Source organism: Kitasatospora sp. NA04385, from assembly GCF_013364235.1.
GTDB lineage: Bacteria > Actinomycetota > Actinomycetes > Streptomycetales > Streptomycetaceae > Kitasatospora.
In genome coordinates, this window is record NZ_CP054919.1 from 3,031,455 (window position 1) to 3,049,000 (window position 17,546).

12 protein-coding genes and 1 pseudogene are annotated in these 17,546 nt (G+C 73.5%); 3 read left to right on the forward strand and 10 right to left on the reverse strand.

Features of this window, described 5'->3' with window-relative positions; all coding sequences use genetic code 11:
• Window positions 1–41: 41 nt before the first annotated feature.
• The 5 genes from HUT16_RS39240 to HUT16_RS13225 form a co-directional block, all read right to left on the reverse strand.
• Window positions 42–1,220: an FG-GAP-like repeat-containing protein gene (locus HUT16_RS39240; protein ID WP_176188410.1), complete on the reverse strand. Its 1,179-nt coding sequence runs from the start codon at window positions 1,218–1,220 to the stop codon at window positions 42–44.
• A 123-nt stretch (window positions 1,221–1,343) separates the two neighbouring features.
• The gene (locus HUT16_RS13210) at window positions 1,344–2,708 is read right to left on the reverse strand and encodes a VCBS repeat-containing protein (RefSeq protein WP_176188411.1); all 1,365 of its coding nucleotides are present in this window, start codon (window positions 2,706–2,708) and stop codon (window positions 1,344–1,346) included.
• Window positions 2,709–2,944: 236 nt separating this feature from the next.
• On the reverse strand, window positions 2,945–3,091 hold the full coding sequence (locus tag HUT16_RS13215; protein WP_176188412.1) for a hypothetical protein: 147 nt from the start codon (window positions 3,089–3,091) through the stop codon (window positions 2,945–2,947).
• Window positions 3,092–3,334: 243 nt separating this feature from the next.
• Window positions 3,335–4,678 (reverse strand): hypothetical protein, encoded by a 1,344-nt coding sequence (locus HUT16_RS13220; RefSeq protein WP_176188413.1) that lies wholly within the window; start codon window positions 4,676–4,678, stop codon window positions 3,335–3,337.
• A 248-nt stretch (window positions 4,679–4,926) separates the two neighbouring features.
• Window positions 4,927–5,190, reverse strand: a complete 264-nt coding sequence (locus HUT16_RS13225; protein WP_176188414.1) for an SCO4848 family membrane protein — start codon at window positions 5,188–5,190, stop codon at window positions 4,927–4,929.
• Window positions 5,191–5,327: 137 nt separating this feature from the next.
• On the opposite strand from HUT16_RS13225, the pseudogene HUT16_RS38170 reads away from it, so the two are divergent.
• Window positions 5,328–6,287 (forward strand): annotated as a pseudogene (locus HUT16_RS38170) (D-alanyl-D-alanine carboxypeptidase family protein); the annotation flags it as partial.
• A 266-nt stretch (window positions 6,288–6,553) separates the two neighbouring features.
• Here the strand turns inward: HUT16_RS38170 and HUT16_RS13235 are convergent.
• The 3 genes from HUT16_RS13235 to HUT16_RS13245 all read right to left on the reverse strand — a co-directional run bounded on the left by HUT16_RS13235 (window position 6,554) and on the right by HUT16_RS13245 (window position 9,540).
• Entirely contained in the window at window positions 6,554–7,411 is an 858-nt protein-coding gene (locus HUT16_RS13235; protein ID WP_254897793.1) for a class I SAM-dependent methyltransferase, read from the reverse strand.
• An 83-nt stretch (window positions 7,412–7,494) separates the two neighbouring features.
• Window positions 7,495–8,439 carry a YihY/virulence factor BrkB family protein gene (locus HUT16_RS13240; protein ID WP_176188416.1) on the reverse strand — a complete coding sequence of 315 codons (945 nt, stop codon included), beginning with the start codon at window positions 8,437–8,439 and terminating at the stop codon, window positions 7,495–7,497.
• A gap of 102 nt (window positions 8,440–8,541) precedes the next feature.
• Window positions 8,542–9,540, reverse strand: coding sequence for a glycosyltransferase (locus HUT16_RS13245; RefSeq protein ID WP_254897794.1), 999 nt, complete (start codon window positions 9,538–9,540; stop codon window positions 8,542–8,544).
• Window positions 9,541–9,680: 140 nt separating this feature from the next.
• Between HUT16_RS13245 and HUT16_RS13250 the strand changes: the two genes are divergently transcribed.
• Both HUT16_RS13250 and HUT16_RS13255 read left to right on the forward strand, forming a co-directional pair.
• Entirely contained in the window at window positions 9,681–13,262 is a 3,582-nt protein-coding gene (locus HUT16_RS13250; RefSeq protein WP_176188417.1) for a bifunctional glycosyltransferase/CDP-glycerol:glycerophosphate glycerophosphotransferase, read from the forward strand.
• Between the two features lie 148 nt (window positions 13,263–13,410).
• Entirely contained in the window at window positions 13,411–15,834 is a 2,424-nt protein-coding gene (locus HUT16_RS13255; RefSeq protein ID WP_176188418.1) for a CDP-glycerol glycerophosphotransferase family protein, read from the forward strand.
• A gap of 112 nt (window positions 15,835–15,946) precedes the next feature.
• Here HUT16_RS13255 and HUT16_RS13260 read toward each other — a convergent pair whose 3' ends face one another.
• On the reverse strand, window positions 15,947–16,504 hold the full coding sequence (locus HUT16_RS13260; protein WP_176188419.1) for a 2'-5' RNA ligase family protein: 558 nt from the start codon (window positions 16,502–16,504) through the stop codon (window positions 15,947–15,949).
• Window positions 16,504–17,496, reverse strand: a complete 993-nt coding sequence (gene trpS / locus HUT16_RS13265; RefSeq protein WP_176192657.1) for a tryptophan--tRNA ligase — start codon at window positions 17,494–17,496, stop codon at window positions 16,504–16,506. Before trpS ends, HUT16_RS13260 begins: the two co-directional genes overlap by 1 nt.
• Window positions 17,497–17,546 lie beyond the last annotated feature (50 nt).

Genomic DNA, 17,546 nt, shown 5'->3' on the forward strand with positions numbered 1-17,546 from the left:
GAATCTGTGAGGAGTTGGAAGGCTACGGGAGGTTCGGGTTCCTAGAAGCCGGCCCAGAGGCCGCTGCCGGGGAGCATGGCGCTGCCGCCGCCGACGTGGCCCTGGCCGTCGCCGGTGTAGAGCTTGAGGTCGTTGTTGGCGTCGATCCCGGCGATGTCCTGCTTGCCGTCACCATTGAGGTCCCCGCCCATCACCGAACGGAAGTTGACCCACGCACCGTTCGTCCCCAGCATCGCGCCGCCACCGCCCAGATGGCCCGCGCCGTCACCGGTGTAGAGGTTCAGGTTGTTGTTCGCGTCGATCCCCGCGATGTCCTGCTTGCCGTCACCATTGAAGTCACCCGCCGCGATCGCCTTGAAGTTGGCCCACGCACCGTTCGTCCCCAACATTGCGTCCCCACCACTCAGGTGACCGGCGCCGTCACCGGTGTAGAGGTTCAGGTTGTTGTTCGCGTCGATCCCCGCGATGTCCTGCTTGCCGTCACCATTGAAGTCACCGGCAGCAATCGCCTTGAAGTTTGCCCACGCACCGTTCGTGCCCAGCATCGCGTCCCCACCACTCAGGTGACCGGCGCCGTCGCCGATGTAGAGCCGCAGGTTGTCGTTCGCGTCGATCCCCGCGATGTCCTGCTTGCCGTCCCCGTTGAAGTCACCCGCCGCGATCGCCTTGAAATTGGCCCACAGCCCGGTGCTGCCCAGCATGTCGCTCCCACCGCCGACATGGCCCGCGCCGTCGCCCGGGTAGAGCCGCATGTTGCTGTTCGCGTCGATCCCCGCCACGTCCCGCTTGCCGTCACCGTTGAAGTCCGCCACCACCGTCCGCGCCGGACGCACCGGAGCCGGAGCGGAGGGGTACGGGTCGGCGTGGTCGGCGCCGAGGTTCGCGGCCGGACCGCAGACCGGCCAGGCGTTCTGGCCCTGCCCGGCGAGCACCTTCTCGGCTATCCGGATCTGCTGTTCCTTCGTCGCCAGGTTCGCCTGGGCGGCGTACGCGGTGCCCCCGTACGCGGCCCAGGTCTGGTTGGAGAACTGCAGACCGCCGTAGTAGCCGTTGCCGGTGTTGATGGCCCAGTTCCCACCACTCTCGCACTGGGCGACCTTGTCCCAGGTGGTCACGGAGGCGGCGTTGGCCGACGGTGCGCCGGCTCCCAGCACAGCCAGGGAGGTCAGCGCGCACAGCAGGACGGACGTGCGGGCAGCGGGGGTGGCGGACGGACGCATGGGTTCTCTCCTGGAGTGCCCGGTCTGCTGGCCGGGGGTGGGGTGGACTGCGGGGTGGGCCGGGGCGGCGGAGGCGGCGGTCAGGACCGACTCCGCATCAGGTCCCGTGTGGTGGTGCGGTTGCTAGAAGCCGGCCCAGAGGCCGCTGCCGGGGAGCATGGCGCTGCCGCCGCCGACGTGGCCCTGGCCGTCGCCGGTGTAGAGCTTGAGGTCGTTGTTGGCGTCGATCCCCGCGATGTCCTGCTTGCCGTCGCCGTTCAGGTCCCCGCCCATCACCGAACGGAAGTTGACCCACGCGCCGTTCGTGCCCAGCATCGCGCCGCCACCGCTGACGTGGCCCTGGCCGTCGCCCGTGTAGAGGTTCAGGTTGTTGTTCGCGTCGATCCCCGCGATGTCCTGCTTGCCATCACCGTTGAAGTCACCCGCCGCGATCGCCTTGAAGTTGGCCCACAACCCGGTGCTCCCCAGCATCGCGCCGCCACCGCCCAAGTGACCGGCACCGTCACCGGTGTAGAGGTTCAGGTTGTCGTTGGCGTCGATCCCGGCGATGTCCTGCTTGCCATCACCGTTGAAGTCACCCGCCGCGATCGCCCGGAAGTTGGCCCACGCCCCGTTCGTGCCCAGCATCGCGTCCCCGCCACTCAGGTGACCGGCGCCGTCGCCGATGTAGAGCCGCAGGTTGTCGTTCGCGTCGATTCCGGCGATGTCCTGCTTGCCGTCACCGTTGAAGTCACCGGCAGCAATCGCCTTGAAGTTGGCCCACAGCCCGGTGCTGCCCAGCATGTCGCTGCCCCCACCGACATGCCCCGCGCCGTCGCCCGGGTAGAGCCGCATGTTGCTGTTCGCGTCGATCCCGGCCACGTCCTGCTTGCCGTCACCGTTGAAGTCCGCCACCACCGTCCGCGCCGGACGCACCGGACCCGAAGGCGCGTCGTCGACGATGTTCTTGTAGCGGTAGGCCTTGTAGTCGCCGTTGGGGTGGGAGTCGAAGTAGGCGGCGTTGATCGAGACGCCGGTGACGTGCTTCACCGGGGTGGAGCCGAAGGAGTAGTAGGAGAAGGTGGTGTGGGCGGCGTCGTCCCACTTCTCGAACAGGATGACGTGGTCGTAGAAGCTGTCGAGGATGTCGCCGGCCTTGAGGTCGCTGCGGGAGATCTGGGTGGTGTAGGCGCTCCCGGCGAGGCCCTGGGTGTTGGGGCCGTCGGCGAGGTGCCAGGCCATGTCGACGTACCCGCCGCAGTCGGTGCGGTAGTAGCGGCCGGAGGAGTCGGGGTACGAGCCGCCCTGGTTGTAGGTGATGGACTTGCCGAGCCAGTACTGGGCGCGCTGGATCACCTCGGAGCGGGTGATCTGGCCGCCGACCGCCGAGGCGGCCTGGGCGGTGGTCGCGGTGGCGATGGTGGCGGCGGTGGTGGCGACCGCGCCGGAGGCGGCGATGGCGGCGGCCAGGGCGAGGCTGGTGAGCTTGGAGCGGCGGGAAGAAGGCATGGCGGAGTTCCCCTCGTGGCAGGTTCTGGAGAAGGCGGGGTGGTGTGCCGACCGCACGGAGCGGCTCGGCGGCGCATCGGTGGACGGCTGTCCTGCAGGAACAGCGGTCGGTGGGCGTGGGCCCGGGAGCGGGGGTTCAGTGCCTGCGCGGTGCCGGTGGCCTCGTTGGCCTCCCGCTCCGGGGCGGGTCCGGGCTACTCGCGCCGCAGGTCGGCGTGGACGGCGTCCGGGGAGGGTCAGCCCCAGCCGAGGCTGCCGTCGGCCACGGTCACGCTGTGGGCCGGGGCGTCGGAGGCGAGGACGTTGACCGCGGCGGGTGCGGCGAACAGGGCGGCGAGGACGAGGGCGTTGACCGCGGCGGCCATGACCGGACGGGTGCGCATGACGGTGGTTCTCCTGAGCGGCTGTGGCAGACGGGTGGGTACTGGTTCGGCGTCCCGCGGTTGACGCCTCTTCCGGTGTGCCACCCGGTCTGTCTCCCTGGCGGCGATCACTAGCTTCGTCCGCCCCGGGGCCCACCGGAAGGCGTTCCGGATGTCGTCAACCGGACTGTCCGGAGGCAGCCATAACAACGTGTACATGACAATAAAATCGGCCGGGGCACCTCGCTCCCCCGTGGCGTCGCGTCAGTTGGTGCGGCGGGTGCGGACGGTGGCGAGGGTGAGGAGGAGCGGGCCGAGGAAGAGGGCGGCGGCCATCGCGCGGTAGTCCTGGTCGGTGGCGGAGGCGGTGAGTGCCAGCTGGGTGCCGAGGACGGCCGCGCCGGCCACCGGGACGAGGGCGCGCATCCGGTGCCGCCAGGCGTGGAGCACGGCGGCGGCCAGGCCCAGGTAGGCCCACAGGGCGCCGCGCCAGAGCAGCCAGTCCAGTTGCGGGGCGCGCAGCAGGGTGCGGCTCCAGGTCGCGGCGGCGTGCAGCGGGTGCCACAGGCCGCGGGAGCCGGCCGCCGGGGCGGGGACCACGGTGGCGGCGTGCGGGCCGCCGGAGCCGGCCCACACGCCCCAGGCGATCCGGCCGCGGCAGAGCCGGGCGTCCAGCACCCGGTCGGGGTGGTCGCGGAGCAACTGCCGCCAGGCGGTGGCGAGTTCCGTTTCGGCGCGGCGGGCCGCGGGGGCGTTCCAGCGTTCGGTGAGGGCCGCGGTGGCGGAGCAGTCGGCGCCCGCCGCGTCCCAGTCGCCGGGCGGGGCGACGGCGTCCAGCCCCGGGGTCGGCGGGACGGCGGCCCGGTGCCGGGCCAGGGCCAGGTCGGCGGCGCGCAGGGTGTGCAGGTCGCCGGTGCGGGTGGCGGGGTGGCCGAGCAGTCCGAGCGCGATCGGCACCGCCAGCGCGAGCACGGTCAGCAGCGCGAGGCGCACCCGCGCCCCGGGCAGGAACAGCAGCAGCACCGCGACGGCGACCAGCGCGGTGCCCGCGCCCCGGGTGCCGGTCAGCGCGAGGGCGCAGACCGCCGCGGCCAGCACGGCCAGGTCCAGCCGCTGGGCGGGGCCGCCCTGCGCGAGGGTGCCCTCGGCCCGCCTGGCCAGCAGCCGCAGGCCCGCCCCGGTGAGCAGCAGCGCGGCGGTGGTGGCGACCGCCGCGGGGGTGGCCGAGACCACCAGGCTCGCGGTCGGCGGCAGCCCGGCCAGGACGAGCGCGACCGGCCCGCTGTAGCGCCCGCGCACCCCGTACCTGGCCAGCGCGGCCACCAGGTACCCCAGCGCGAAGGCCGCGGCGGCGGTCTGCAGCAGCGTCGCGGGCCCGACGTGGACGGCCCGCACGGCCGCCGCGTACAGCGGCGCCGTCCCGTCCACGGCCGTCCCGGTGAACGCCGGGTACACCGCCGCCCACCACAGCAGCAGCACTCCCCAGCAGCCGGCCGCGACCGCGAACGGCAGCCGCAGCCGCGACTTCGCCCGCCGGTGCCGCCGCTCCCGCTCCTGCCGCCGCGCCCACTCCGGGCGGGCCTCCCCGAGGGTGGTACTGGTGCTCACGCCGAAGCCCTCCCAGCAGTTCGTGCGGGGCAGGCTAGCAGCAGTATTCGGCCACTTGAAGAGGGCATGCATATGCGCCCGTCAGTGGCCCGCGGGAACGGCGGCGGCCAGGACCCGCCGGGCCCGGCGGCCGGGAGGCGGGAGCGGGGGGAGGCGGGCAGGTCGCGCGGTTCCCCCGCCTCGGGGCGGGGCCGGCGCCGGTCGTACAGCCGGAGGGCGGCGGTGGCTGCGGGGCGGGGCGGGGCGCGCTACTCGGCGGCGGGCACCGCCGCGCGGCGCAGGGCGCGCAGGCCGCGGACGCCGATCCAGCCGATGGCGAGGCCGAGCAGCAGGGAGGTGACGGCGAGCAGCAGGTGGACCCAGAAGAAGGCGGTGGGCTGGGAGTGGTCGCCGCCCGTGAAGGCCTGGCCGCCGGAGTCCTTCCAGAGGTTCTTGACGAAGGTGGTCCAGATGAAGACCGACCAGACGCCGAAGGCGGTGAGGAACCAGGAGACCGGGCGGCTGAGCTTCATGGCGGGGGTCCTTCGCGGCAGACGGAGTGCCCGTCCAGTATGCGGGGCCCGCCGATCGGAGCAGTGGGCGGTACTCGTTCGTGGCGTCGTGCGGCGGGGTCGGCGGGGAGCCGGGCGGCGCGGGTTACTTTCCCGGAATGCTGATAATCCGCCGGATCCTCCACGGTTCGTCCGCTGCCGCCCTGCTGCTGGTGCCCGCCCTGCCGTCGGCCGCGGTCGCCGCTGCGCCGGGGGACGCGCCGCCGCCCGGGGTGGTGGGCGGGGAGCGGTTGGGTGCGGCGGGGGTGCAGGTGGCCGCGGGGGCGCCGGCGCTGCCGAAGGACCTGACCGGGAAGTCCTGGGTGGTCGCGGACGCGGGCAGCGGGGAGGTGCTGGCGTCGTTCAACGCGCATGCGAAGCTGCCGCCCGCCTCGACGCTGAAGATGCTGTTCGCGGACACCGTGCTGCCGCGCTTCCAGGCGTCCGAGGTGCACAAGGTCGCCTGGTCGGAGCTGCAGGGGATGGGGGCGGGCAGCAGCCTGGTCGGCATCAAGGAGGACCTGGACTACAAGGTCGAGGACCTGTGGCGCGGGGTGTTCCTGTCCTCGGGCAACGACGCGGTGCACGTGCTGGCGAACATGAACGGCGGCGTCGCGAAGACGGTGGCCGACATGCAGGAGCGGGCGGAGCGGTTGCAGGCCCTGGACACCCACGTGGTCAGCCCGGACGGCTACGACATGGACGGGCAGGTCACCTCGGCGTACGACCTGACCCTGTTCGCCCGGGCGGGGCTGCGCAACGCGGACTTCCGGGCGTACTGCGCGACCCGCTGGGCGCAGTTCCCGGGCGCGGTGGACAAGAAGACCGGGCAGCGCGGCAGTTTCGGGATCGCCAACACCGACCGGCTGCTGGGCACGTACCCGGGCCTGATCGGGGTGAAGAACGGCTACACCACCAACGCGGGCGCCACCTACACCGGCGCGGCCGAACGCGACGGGCGGACACTGCTGGTCACGGTGATGCACCCGGACAACAGCACGAAGGTGTACGACGAGGCGGCGGCACTCCTCGACTGGGGTTTCACCGCAGCGGGGAAAACCACCCCGGTCGGAGCCCTCGCCGAGGACCGCGCCGCGCCGCAGGAGCAGTCGGCCCCGGCGGCGCCCGCGGCGCGGCCGGTGGCGGACCGGCCGGACGCCGCCGCGGCGCCGGACGCCGGGCGGGCGGCGACGCGGCGGCCGCCGGGCCGGGCACGGCGACCTGGACGGCGGTGGGGCTGTGCGCGGCGGTCGCGGCGGCGGGCTGCTGCGGCTGCGGGTGCTGCGCCGCCGGGCCGCCCGGCCGGATCGCTACTAGACCGGCGGGCGGGGGCCGGGGCGGTGCGTCAGGCGGCCTTGCGCCCGGTGCGCAGGGCGCGGCGCACCGCCCGGGTGGCGAACGGCGGCAGCACGTCGAGGGCGACCCGGCGCGACAGCGAGCGCGGGGCGGGGCCGCGGCTGCTCGCGGGCTCGTCCCAGGCGAGGCGGTGGCAGACCTGTCCGGCGATGTGCTCCTCGTCGAGCCGGAAGCCCTCGCCGCGCCAGTCGCGGGCGAGCAGGTCGGCGCGGACGGCGTCCGGGTCGCCCCAGGTGCCGTAGAACTTCTCGGGGGTGAGCAGCACCGGCCGCAGTCCGAGGGTGAAGACGGCCTCCCAGACGGCGGCGGCGACGCCGGGGGTGTGCGGGGCCCGGTAGTCGTCGAGGGCGACGACGCCGTTCTTGGCGAGCGCGTCCCGGGCGACCAGGATGTCGCCGGCCACGTGCTCGTACAGGTGGGAGGCGTCGACGTGGACGAAGCGGCAGCTGTCGGCGGCGATCCGGCCGTCGGCGAGCACCGAGGTGGGGGCCTGGACGATCGTCGGGAGCTCGGCGTGGAAGGCCCGGTAGTTGGTCTCGAAGGCGCGGCGGGTGAGCGTCTCCCGGTAGGACATGCTCATCTCGGCGGAGTTCTCGTCGTCGGGGGCGTCGAGGTCGAACAGGTCGCAGACGGTGAAGGTCTCGCCGGGCTGCAGGTGGTCGCCGAGCAGGATCGCGGAGCGGCCCAGGTAGGCGCCCAGTTCGAGCAGGTCGCCGGTGGTCCCGGCGGCGGTCTGCCGGGACAGCAGGTGGGCGAAGGCCTCCCGGTCCGCGCGGAAGAACCATCCGGGGACGTCGTCGGGGGTCGCGGGGGCGACGGGAGCGGCGCTGGTGTCGAGAGCGGACACACGGTCTCCATGGGGTGGGCCGGAGCGGGGGGACGCGGCGGCGTTCGGTCAGCGGGTACTGACAGGTGTGAGCGGGATCATAGTCACTCGTCCGGTGGGCGGACACCCGTCGGAGGGGGTGTCTTCCCGGCGGCCCGCAGCGCCTCCTCGGCCTGCCGCACCGCGCGCAGTCTGGCCTCCTCCGGGTCGGCGAGCGCGGTCCAGGCCGCGCAGTACATCAGCAGCCGGGAGACGAAGTCGATCCACAGCAGTAGCGCCACCGGCACGCCGAACGCCCCGTACAGGCTGCGGCCGGCCACCGAGCCGAGGTACGAGGAGAGCAGCAGCTTGAGCAGCTCGAAGCCGACGGCGCCGATCAGCGCGCCCTCCAGCAGGGCGCGGCGGCGCTGGCCGGTGATCCGCGGGAACGGGCCGAGCAGGTAGGCGAACAGCAGCAGGTCGGCGCAGACCGCGATCAGGAAGCCGAGCGCGGAGAGCAGCCAGCGGGCGGCCCCGCCGTGCAGGCCGAGGCCGTCGGCGAGCCGGTGGACGAGGGTGGTGGCGAGCGCGGAGGCGGCCAGCGAGGCCAGGCAGACCAGGCCGAGGCCGAGCAGCACCACGCAGTCGCGGGCCTTGACCAGGACGGGGTTGCCGCCGTCGTCGGGCAGCCGCCACGCGGTGCGCACGGCGCCGCGCATGGTGTCGACCCAGCCGAGGCCGGAGATCAGCAGCAGCACGCCGGAGACCAGGCCGACGGCGCCCGCGTTGGCGACCATCGCGTTCAGGTCGAGCGAGTCGGCGAGGCCGGGCAGCTGCTCGGAGATCTTGTCCTGGAGCTGGTGCACCCGGGAGTCGGAGAGGGTGGCGAGCGCGATCGCCAGGGCCACGGTGAGCAGCGGGAACAGGGCCAGGAAGCCGAAGAAGGTGATCGCGCCGGCCAGCCGGTTGCCCTGGACGTCGTCGAACAGCAGGTAGACGCGGTAGGGGCGGCTGCGCATCAGCCGGGCGGCCCACGGGCCGATCACGGGCAGCTTGGTGAGGAAGTCCACGCTTGGCTGTATACCGCCGCGCGGGCCGCGGCGGCGGGAGCGAAACACGGCGCGGCCCGCCGCGGCGCGGCCGGGGAGCGGCTCAGCGGCGGACGGCGCGGCTCAGCGGCGGACGGCGCGGCGGGCCCGGGCGAGCACCCGCAGGCCCTGGAAGCCGAGGTGGTTGCCGCGGGCGAGCAGTTCGCCGCGCAGCCCCTCGCGGCCGGGGGCGGGCCGGTGGTCGGCCGGGCGGTGCCGGGCGCAGTGCTCGGCGGCGCGGCGGAAGAACTCGCGGCGGTCGCCGGGCGGGACGCGGCCGGGCTTGGAGACCACGGTGGCGAGGTGGCCGAGCATCATCCGGTAGATGACCGGGCGCCAGCGGTCCAGGTCGGGCCGGGTGTCGAGGTAGCCGAAGACCCGGTCGTACTGGGCGAAGACGTCGAAGTGCTTGCGGGAGGCGGTGGCGAGGATGTTGCCGCCCTCGCGGCGCTGGCGGTAGTGGACGCCGACGGTGTCGAGCAGGGTGATCCGCTCGGCGGCGAGCAGCGCCGGGTAGGTGAACGGGGTGTCCTCGTAGTAACCGGGCGGGAAGGACAGGCCGTTGTCCGCCAGGAAGGCCCGCCGGTAGGCCTTGTTCCAGGCGACCTGGAGCAGGTCGAGCAGGTCGCGGCGCTCGTCCAGGGTGAAGACCTCGGCGCCGGGCCGGGCGAACACCGGCGCGGAGGCGGAGCGGGCGACCCGGCCGTCCCAGTGGCTGCGGGCGTAGTCGAACACCAGCAGGTCGGGGTCGCCGGTGGCGCGCAGCCGGGCGTCGACGGCGGCGAGCAGGCCGGGGGTGAGGGTGTCGTCGCTGTCCAGGAAGATCACGTAGTCGCCGGTGGCGAGGGCGGTGCCGGCGTTCCGGGCCGGGCCGAGGCCGACGTTCTCCGGCAGGTGCCGGACGGTCACCCGGGGGTCGCGGGCGGCCGCCGCGTCCAGCAGGGCGCCGCAGCCGTCGGGCGAGCGGTCGTCCACCGCGATCAGTTCGAAGTCCTCGAAGGACTGGGTGAGGACCGACTCCAGGCACTCCGGGAGGTACTCCTCGACGGCGTGCACCGGTACGACCACACTGAACCGCGGCATCTCTTCACTCTCCCGACCTGGCCTGGCCTCGCGCAGACTAGCAAGCCCGGAGAGGTAGGATCGCCGCCGGTGGCGGTCCGCTTTCTCATCATTTCACGGGCCCGCCGGTCGCATTCCCGAGGAAAGGCTCTGCGCTACCGATGGCCCCCCGTCTGTCCGTCGTCGTCCCGATCTACAACGTCGAGCGCTACCTCGAAGAATGCCTCGACTCCATCGCCGCCCAGACCTTCACCGACTTCGAGTGCGTCATGGTCGACGACGGCTCCAAGGACTCCAGCGCCGAGATCGCCCGCGCGTACGCCGCGAAGGACTCCCGCTTCCGGCTGGTCCAGCAGGTCAACAAGGGTCTGGGAGCCGCCCGCAACACCGGTTACCGGAACATCTCCCAGGACAGCGAGTTCCTGGCGTTCGTCGACAGCGACGACACCATGCCGCCGTCCGCGTACGAGCTGATGATCGGCACCCTGGACGAGACCGGTTCGGACTTCTGCACCGGCAACGTGCAGCGCTTCCGCGCGGTGGGCCACTACCAGTCCGGCGGCCACCGCAAGCCGTTCGCGGCGACCCGGCTGAGCACCCACATCACCGAGATCCCGGCGCTGATCACCGACCGCACCGCCTGGAACAAGGTCTACCGCCGCAGCTTCTTCGACGAGGCGGGCGTGCTGTACCCCGAGGGCATCCTGTACGAGGACGCCCCGGTCAGCGTGCCGCACCACTTCCTGGCCCGCCGGGTCGACGTGCTCGCCGAGCCGATCTACCACTGGCGCGAGCGGGAGGTCGGCGAGATGTCGATCACCCAGATGAAGACCAACCCGAAGGGCGTCATCGACCGGGTCAAGTCGATGGAGCTGGTCCGGGACTGGCTGTCGGCGCAGAGCGACCCGAAGTTCCGCAAGTACCTGCACACCTACGACGAGAACAACCTCGTCGAGGAGATCCCGATGTTCTTCGGGTCGGTGCTGGAGGGCGACCCGGAGTACAACGCGGCCTACCTGGAGTCGGTCGGCCGGCTGCTGCGCGCCATCGGGCCCGAGCAGGTCCGCAAGCTGCGCGCGCCGCTGCGGCTGAAGTACCACCTGACCCTGCAGGGCCGGCTGGAGGAGCTCATCGAGCAGCTCCGCTTCGAGCAGGACAGCAACGGCGCCGCCCCCGCGCGCGGCCTGCTGCGCCCGTACGCCGACTACCCGTTCCTGCGCGGCGGCCGCCGGAGCGTGCCCGCCGACGTGCTGCGGCTGAAGAACGCGCTGGTGATGCGCTCGCGGCTGTACGACGCGGCCTGGGAGGACGGGAAGCTCAAGCTCACCGGCCACGCCTTCCCCGAGCACCTGGGCGCCGCGAACAAGCACGACATGGTCAAGGCGCTGGTGCTGCGCGAGGCCAAGGGCCGCGGCGTGGTGGCCGTGCAGACCAAGGCGCAGTTCAGCCCGGAGGCCACCTCCAGCTCCCCGCACGACCTGTACAGCTGCGACTGGGCGGGCTTCTCCGCGTCCATCGACCCGCAGCGGCTGAAGTCCCGCGGTGCCTGGAAGGAGGGCTCCTGGCGGGTGCTGGTGGCCGGCGCCGGCAAGGGCGGCGTGTACAAGGGCCGGGTGTCGGTCGGCTGGCACGACCGCAACGAGTACCCGCCGGTGCACTGGGTCGAGGACGACGTCCGGATCGTGCCCTGGTCGCGCGACGGCCACCTGCTGCTGCGGGTGGAGCGGGTGCGCGCCCGCGCGGTCGCGGCCTCGGCGCAGGACGGCGTCCTGGAGCTGAACGGCCTGGTGCGCTCGGGCCCGGACCTGGCCGGCGCGGAGCTGCGGCTGCGGCACGTGGAGTCCGACCGCGACCTGTTCGCCGAGCTGGAGCTCGGCACCCCGGCCGGGCGCGACCTGCCGTTCACCGCGCGGGTGCGGCTGGCCGGGCTGACCGCCGTCCGCGAGGCCTGGGACGCGCTGGACCCGACCGCCGAGGAGCGCACCCGGGACCGCTGGGACCTGGAGCTGAAGCTCGCCGACGGCAGCGCGCTGCCCCTGGTGCTGGACGACCGGACCGCCCCGGTGGAGCTGCACCTGCCGCTGGGCGCGGGCGAGCGCGCGCTGTACGCCAAGCCCTCCCCGTCCGGCTACCTGCAGCTGTGCGACCAGGTGCTGCAGCCGGTGATCGAGGAGGTGGCCCCCGCCACCGACGGCGAGGGCTTCGTGCTCAGCGGGTCCTTCCCGCTGCCCGGCGCGCACCGCTACGAGCTGGTGATCCGGCACTTCAAGCGCCAGGAGGAGCACGCCTACCCGGTGGAGATCGCCGACGGGCGCTTCCGGGCCGCGCTGCCCGCCGTCCCGACCGCGTCCTTCGCGGGCCTGGTGCCGCTGCACAAGGGCACCTGGACGGTGCTGTTCCGCCCGGTCGGCGCCCCGGTCGACAGCCTGTGGCCGGCCGCCGTGCTGGCCGCCCGGACGTTCGACGCGCTGCCGCTGGAGATCGAGGCCCGCGGCAAGCGGGTCGCCCTGGAGCGCCGCGGCTTCGACACCCTGTCGCTGGAGTCGCACGACCCGCTGGTGCCCGAGGAGCGCAGCGGCTACCGCCAGCGCGTCCTGCGCCGCGCCTACACCGAGCAGCAGTTCGGCCCGCTGACCGACACGGTGCTGTACCACACCGTCCGGGAGGACTGGTGGGCCGCCGACGGCGGCCTGTACGGCGACTCGCCGCGGGCCGTGCACGAGGAGCTGGTGCGCCGCGGCCTGCCGCTGCGGCACCTGTGGACCTCCGTGGACCTCCAGGCCGAGCTGCCGCAGACCGCCGAGTGCGTGCGCCACCGCTCCCCCGAGTGGTTCCGGGCGCTGTCCACCGCGAAGTACATCGTCACCTCCACCCACCTGCCCACGTACTTCCGCCGCCGTCCCGGCCAGGTCGTGCTGCAGACCTGGCAGGGCGTGCCGCTGAAGCGGATCGGCACCGACTTCGAGAAGGTCTGGTTCACCGACTCCGGGTACCTGGAGCACCTCAAGGAGGAGGTGCCGCAGTGGAGCCTGCTGACGGCGGGCAACCGCTGGTCGGCGCCGGTGCTGCGGCGGGCCTTCGACTACCGGGGGCGGGTGCTGGAGAGCGGTTCGCCGCGCAACGACCTGCTGTTCGCCCCGGACCGGGAGAAGACCGCGGAGCGGGTGCGCGAGCGGCTCGGCCTGCCCGAGGGCAAGAAGGTCGTGCTGTACGCGCCGACCTTCCGGGAGGACCGCCGACTGCCCGACGGCGGCTACCAGTTCAACCTGCAGCTCGACCTGGAGGCGGCCCGCGCCGCCCTGGGCGACGACCAGGTGCTGCTGGTGCGCAGCCACGAGGTGGTGCGCGGGCAGATCGCCGAGGCCGGCAACGGCTACGTGTGGGACGTCAGCACCTACCCCGACGCGGCCGAGCTGCTGCTGATCGCCGACGTGCTGGTGACCGACTACTCGGCGGCATTGTTCGATTTCATGAACACGGGTCGGCCGGTGGTTTTCTTCACCTACGACCTGGAGCACTACCGGGACAACCTCCGCGGTTTCAGCTTCGACTTCGAGGCCCAGGCGCCCGGCCCGCTGCTGCGCACCTCGGCCGCGGTGGTCGGCGCGCTCGCCGACCTCCCCCGGGTGACCGCCGAGTACGCGGACAAGTACGCGGCGTTCCGGGAGGCGTACGGTGACCTGGACGACGGCCAGGCCGCGGTGCGGGTGGTGGACGCGCTCCTGGACGGGAACGCCGGGTAACCGGCGCCGTCAACCGGGCGACCGCGCGTCACCGCCGGTCAACCGTCTGCCAATTCCCTCCCTGTTTCCTGGAAATTCCCGGAAAGCTGAGAATTTCCCCAGGAAGGAGGGAATTGACTTTCCCTGTTCGCCTGGCTGTCATGGGTGAGTGGCTCGACTCTCCCTTTTCGCCGGCCGGCAGGACCGTGCCGCCCGCCCCTCCGCCGACCCCGCCGCCCGGGTCGGGGTGCGGCGGGCGGTCTGGGACGGCGACATCCTGTCGCTGCTCGGCGACGGGCGGCTGGAGGGCCGTCCGGGCGACCGCCCGGGCGAGACCGCGGTCGAGCTGGAGCTGACCCCGCCGTCCGGACAGCGGCCGGTGCGGCTGCGGACGTACCCGCGCTACCTGCCCGAGGCCACCGACGACAGCGCGCAGGCCGCCCTGGGGCTGGACTGGACCGGCTTCACCGCGCTGGTCGACCCCCGGGAGCTGCGCCAGCGCGGCCAGTGGCACCCCGGCACCTGGCAGGTCACCGCGCTGGTGGCGGCCGGCCCGGTGCGGGCGCACACCCCGCTGGCCGCGCACTGGTGCGGCAGCGGCGAGTACCCGCCCGCCCGCTGGGTCGACGAGGACGTGCTGCTGGTGCCCCGGTTCGGCTCCGGCACCCTCGGGCTGACCGTGCTCCCCGGCCGGGCCCGGGTCACCGGCCTGGACTGCGCGGGAGACGGCTTCCTGGTCTCCGGCCGGGCCCCGGCCGGCTCCGCCGGCGGCTCCCTGGTCCTGCGCCACCGGGAGACCGACACCGCCGTCGCCTGCGACACCGACTGGGACGGCACCGCGTTCACCGCCCGGGTCACCGCCGCGCACTGCGACCTGTCCGGGCACTGGGAGCCCGCCCTGCTGCACCCCGAGGGCCGGACGATCGACCTGCGCACCGACTGCCCGCCGACCGGCCGCCGCCAGCTCCCGCTGGCCGACCGGCAGGTGCTGTACGCCAAGCAGCTGTCCGACCTGCGCCTGCAGTTCTGCGTCCAGGACCCGGAGCCGCTGGTCGACGCGCTCACCGCCGTCCCCGAGGGCTGGGAGCTGACCGGCGAGCTGCCGCACCACGAGGGCGCCCGCACCGAGCTGGTGCTGCGCCACAGCGGCGACGGCCGGGAGCGCCGCCGCCCCGTCGAGCTGACCGCCGACGGCCGGTTCCGCACCGTGCTGGCCCTGGAGCCGCCGGCCTCCGACGGCCGGCCCCGGCCGCTGGCCAAGGGCGTCTGGGAGCTGTCGCTGCGCCGCCCGGGCGCCCCCGACCACGAGGGCCTGTCGCTGCGGCTGCACCCCGGCGTGCTGGACGGGCTGCCGCTGCGCGCCCCGCGCGGCCCCAAGTCCTTCCTGCTGGAACGCCGCTGGCACGACACCCTGATCCTGGACAGCACCCCGGTGCTGTCCGCCGCCGAGCGCAGCGCCCGCCGCCAGCTGCGGCTGCGCACCGTGGACTACCCGGCGGCCCGCCGCCGCCCGCTGCGCGACGCCGTGCTGTACGACGTCTTCGGCGGCCGCAGCTACTCCTGCAACCCGCGCGCCGTGCACGAGGAGCTGGTCGCCCGCGGCCTGCCGCTGGAGCACCTGTGGGTGGTCGAGGACGGCCAGGAGCAGCCCCCACCGGGCACCACCGCGCTGCGGATGTGGAGCCCCGAGTGGTACGAGGCGCTGGCCACCAGCCGCTACCTGGTCGGCAACACGCACTTCCCGGAGTTCCTGGAGCGCCGCGAGGGCCAGGTGGTCGCCCAGCTGTGGCACGGCACCCCGCTCAAGCGGATAGCGCGCCAGGTGCGCACCGAGTGGATGGCCGAGGACGGCTACCTGGACCGGCTGGAGCACGAGGTGCGGCAGTGGAACCTGCTGCTGTCGCCGAGTCCGTTCGCCACCCCGATCCTGGCGGACTCCTTCGACTACCGGGACGCGCCGCTGGAGGCGGGCTACCCGCGCAACGACCGGCTGGTGCGCGCCGACCCGGCCGAGCGGGCCGCCGTCCGGGCCCGGCTCGGCGTCCCGGAGGACCGCACCGCCGTGCTGTACGCGCCGACCTGGCGCGACGACCAGCGCGCGGGCGACCGCTACCGGCTCGACCTGCGCCTGGACGTCGAGGCGGCCCGGGCCGCCCTCGGCGGGGACCACGTGCTGCTGCTGCGCCCGCACGTGCACGTCGGCGGGCGGATGCCGGACGACGACTTCGTCCGGGACGTCTCGGACCACCCGGACGTCGCCGACCTGATGCTGGCCGCCGACGTGCTGGTCACCGACTACTCCTCGCTGATGTTCGACTTCGCGGTGACCGGCCGCCCGATGCTGTTCTTCACCTACGACCTGGAGCACTACCGCAGCCGGCTGCGCGGTTTCACCTTCGACTTCGAGGCGCACGCCCCGGGCCCGCTGCTGGCCGACTCGGCGTCGGTGGTGGCGGCCCTGCGCGACCTGGACCCGGAGCCGTACCGGGAGCGCTACCGGGCGTTCCGGGAGCGGTTCTGCGGGCTGGAGGACGGCCGGGCCGCGGCCCGGGTGGTCGACCGGATGCTGGAGCTGGCCGGCCGGGCCGGCTGACGGCGTCCAGCGAACTCCCAGCGACACCCCGGCGGCACCCAGCTCCGACGGCGCCCGAGCCCCGGCGGCACCCGGCCTGCCGGGGGCTGCCGGGGCTCAGGAACCGCCGGGCTCAGGAACCGCCGAAGGCGTAGCTGCGCCACGGGCGCCACACGGCGTCCGCGCCGAAGGTCGACAGCACGAACTCGGCGACCTCGAAGACCGCCCGGAAGCCCCTGGTCCGCTCGTACGCCACGTCCAGGGCGGGCTCGGACAGGCCGTGCGCGACGGTGACGTGCGGGTGGTACGGGAAGGCCAGCTCGCGGGCCAGCGGGCCGGAGCGGACTTCGGCCTCCAGCACCCGGCACTCCTGGGCGCCCTCCTCGACCCGGATGAACACCACCGGGGAGACCGGGCGGAAGGTGCCGCTGCCCTGGAGCAGCATCCGGAACGGCCGCTGGGCGGCGGCCACCGCCCGCAGGTGGCGCTCCACCGCGGGCAGGAACCCGGTGCGGGTCTCGGTCGGCGGCAGCAGGGTGACGTGGGTCGGTATCGACCTGGCCTGCGGGTCGCCGTGCCCGGCCCGGGCGTCCTGCACCCGGCTGCCGTACGGTTCGGGGACGTGTATGGACACGCCGATGGTGACGGCCTCGTCGAGACCGTCACCACCGGTGGCGGCAGCCGTCGGCATCAGCGCTTGGGCGCCAGGAAGCCGACCCGGTCGTACACCTCGGCGAGCGTCTCGGAGGCCACCGCGCGGGCCTTCTCGGCGCCCAGCGCGAGGACGCGGTCCAGCTCGGCCGGGTCGTCCAGGTACTGCCGGGTGCGGGCCTGGAACGGGGTGACCCACTCGGTGAACAGGTCGGCCAGCTCGGTCTTCAGGGCGCCGTACATCTTGCCCTCGAAGTGCGCGACCAGTTCGTCGACCGACAGCCCGCTGAGCGCGGAGTGGATGCGCAGCAGGTTGGAGACGCCGGGCTTGGCCGCCTCGTCGTAGCCGACCACCGTGTCGGTGTCGGTGACGGCGCTCTTGAACTTCTTGGCGCTGGTCTTCGGCGGGTCGAGCAGGTTGACCAGGCCCTTGTCGGTGGCCGCGGACTTGCTCATCTTCGCCGCCGGGTCCTGCAGGTCCTGGATCTTGGCGGTGGCCTTGAGGATGTACGGCTCGGGCACCGTGAAGGTCTTGCCGTAGCGGGTGTTGAAGCGGTCCGCGAGGTCCCGGGTGAGCTCCAGGTGCTGGCGCTGGTCCTCGCCGACCGGCACCGCGTCGGCCTGGTAGAGCAGCACGTCGGCGACCATCAGCACCGGGTAGGTGAACAGGCCGACCGTGGTGCGGTCGCTGCCCTGCTTGGCCGACTTGTCCTTGAACTGGGTCATCCGGGAGGCCTCGCCGAAGCCGGTGAGGCAGTTCATCACCCAGGCGAGCTGCGCGTGCTCGGGCACCTGCGACTGCACGAACAGGGTGCAGCGCTCCGGGTCCAGGCCGGCGCCGAGCAGCTGGGCGGCGGAGATCCGGGTGTTCTGCCGCAGCACCGCCGGGTCCTGCTCGACGGTGATGGCGTGCAGGTCGACCACCATGTAGAAGGCGTCGTTGGCCTCCTGGAGGTCGACCCACTGGCGCACCGCGCCGAGGTAGTTGCCCAGGTGGAAGGAGCCCGAGGTGGGCTGGATGCCGGAGAGCACCCGGGGACGGCCCTTCACGGGACCGGTGACCGCTGCGTTGACCATGCGGC

Coding starts and splice junctions, on each gene's coding strand:
- HUT16_RS13210 (WP_176188411.1), bottom strand. CDS start 2,708: ATGCCTTCTTCCCGCCGCTCCAAGCTCACCAGCCTCGCCCTGGCCGCC.
- HUT16_RS13215 (WP_176188412.1), bottom strand. CDS start 3,091: ATGCGCACCCGTCCGGTCATGGCCGCCGCGGTCAACGCCCTCGTCCTC.
- HUT16_RS13250 (WP_176188417.1), top strand. CDS start 9,681: ATGGCCCCCCGTCTGTCCGTCGTCGTCCCGATCTACAACGTCGAGCGC.
- HUT16_RS13260 (WP_176188419.1), bottom strand. CDS start 16,504: ATGCCGACGGCTGCCGCCACCGGTGGTGACGGTCTCGACGAGGCCGTC.
- HUT16_RS13245 (WP_254897794.1), bottom strand. CDS start 9,540: ATGCCGCGGTTCAGTGTGGTCGTACCGGTGCACGCCGTCGAGGAGTAC.
- HUT16_RS13225 (WP_176188414.1), bottom strand. CDS start 5,190: ATGAAGCTCAGCCGCCCGGTCTCCTGGTTCCTCACCGCCTTCGGCGTC.
- HUT16_RS39240 (WP_176188410.1), bottom strand. CDS start 1,220: ATGCGTCCGTCCGCCACCCCCGCTGCCCGCACGTCCGTCCTGCTGTGC.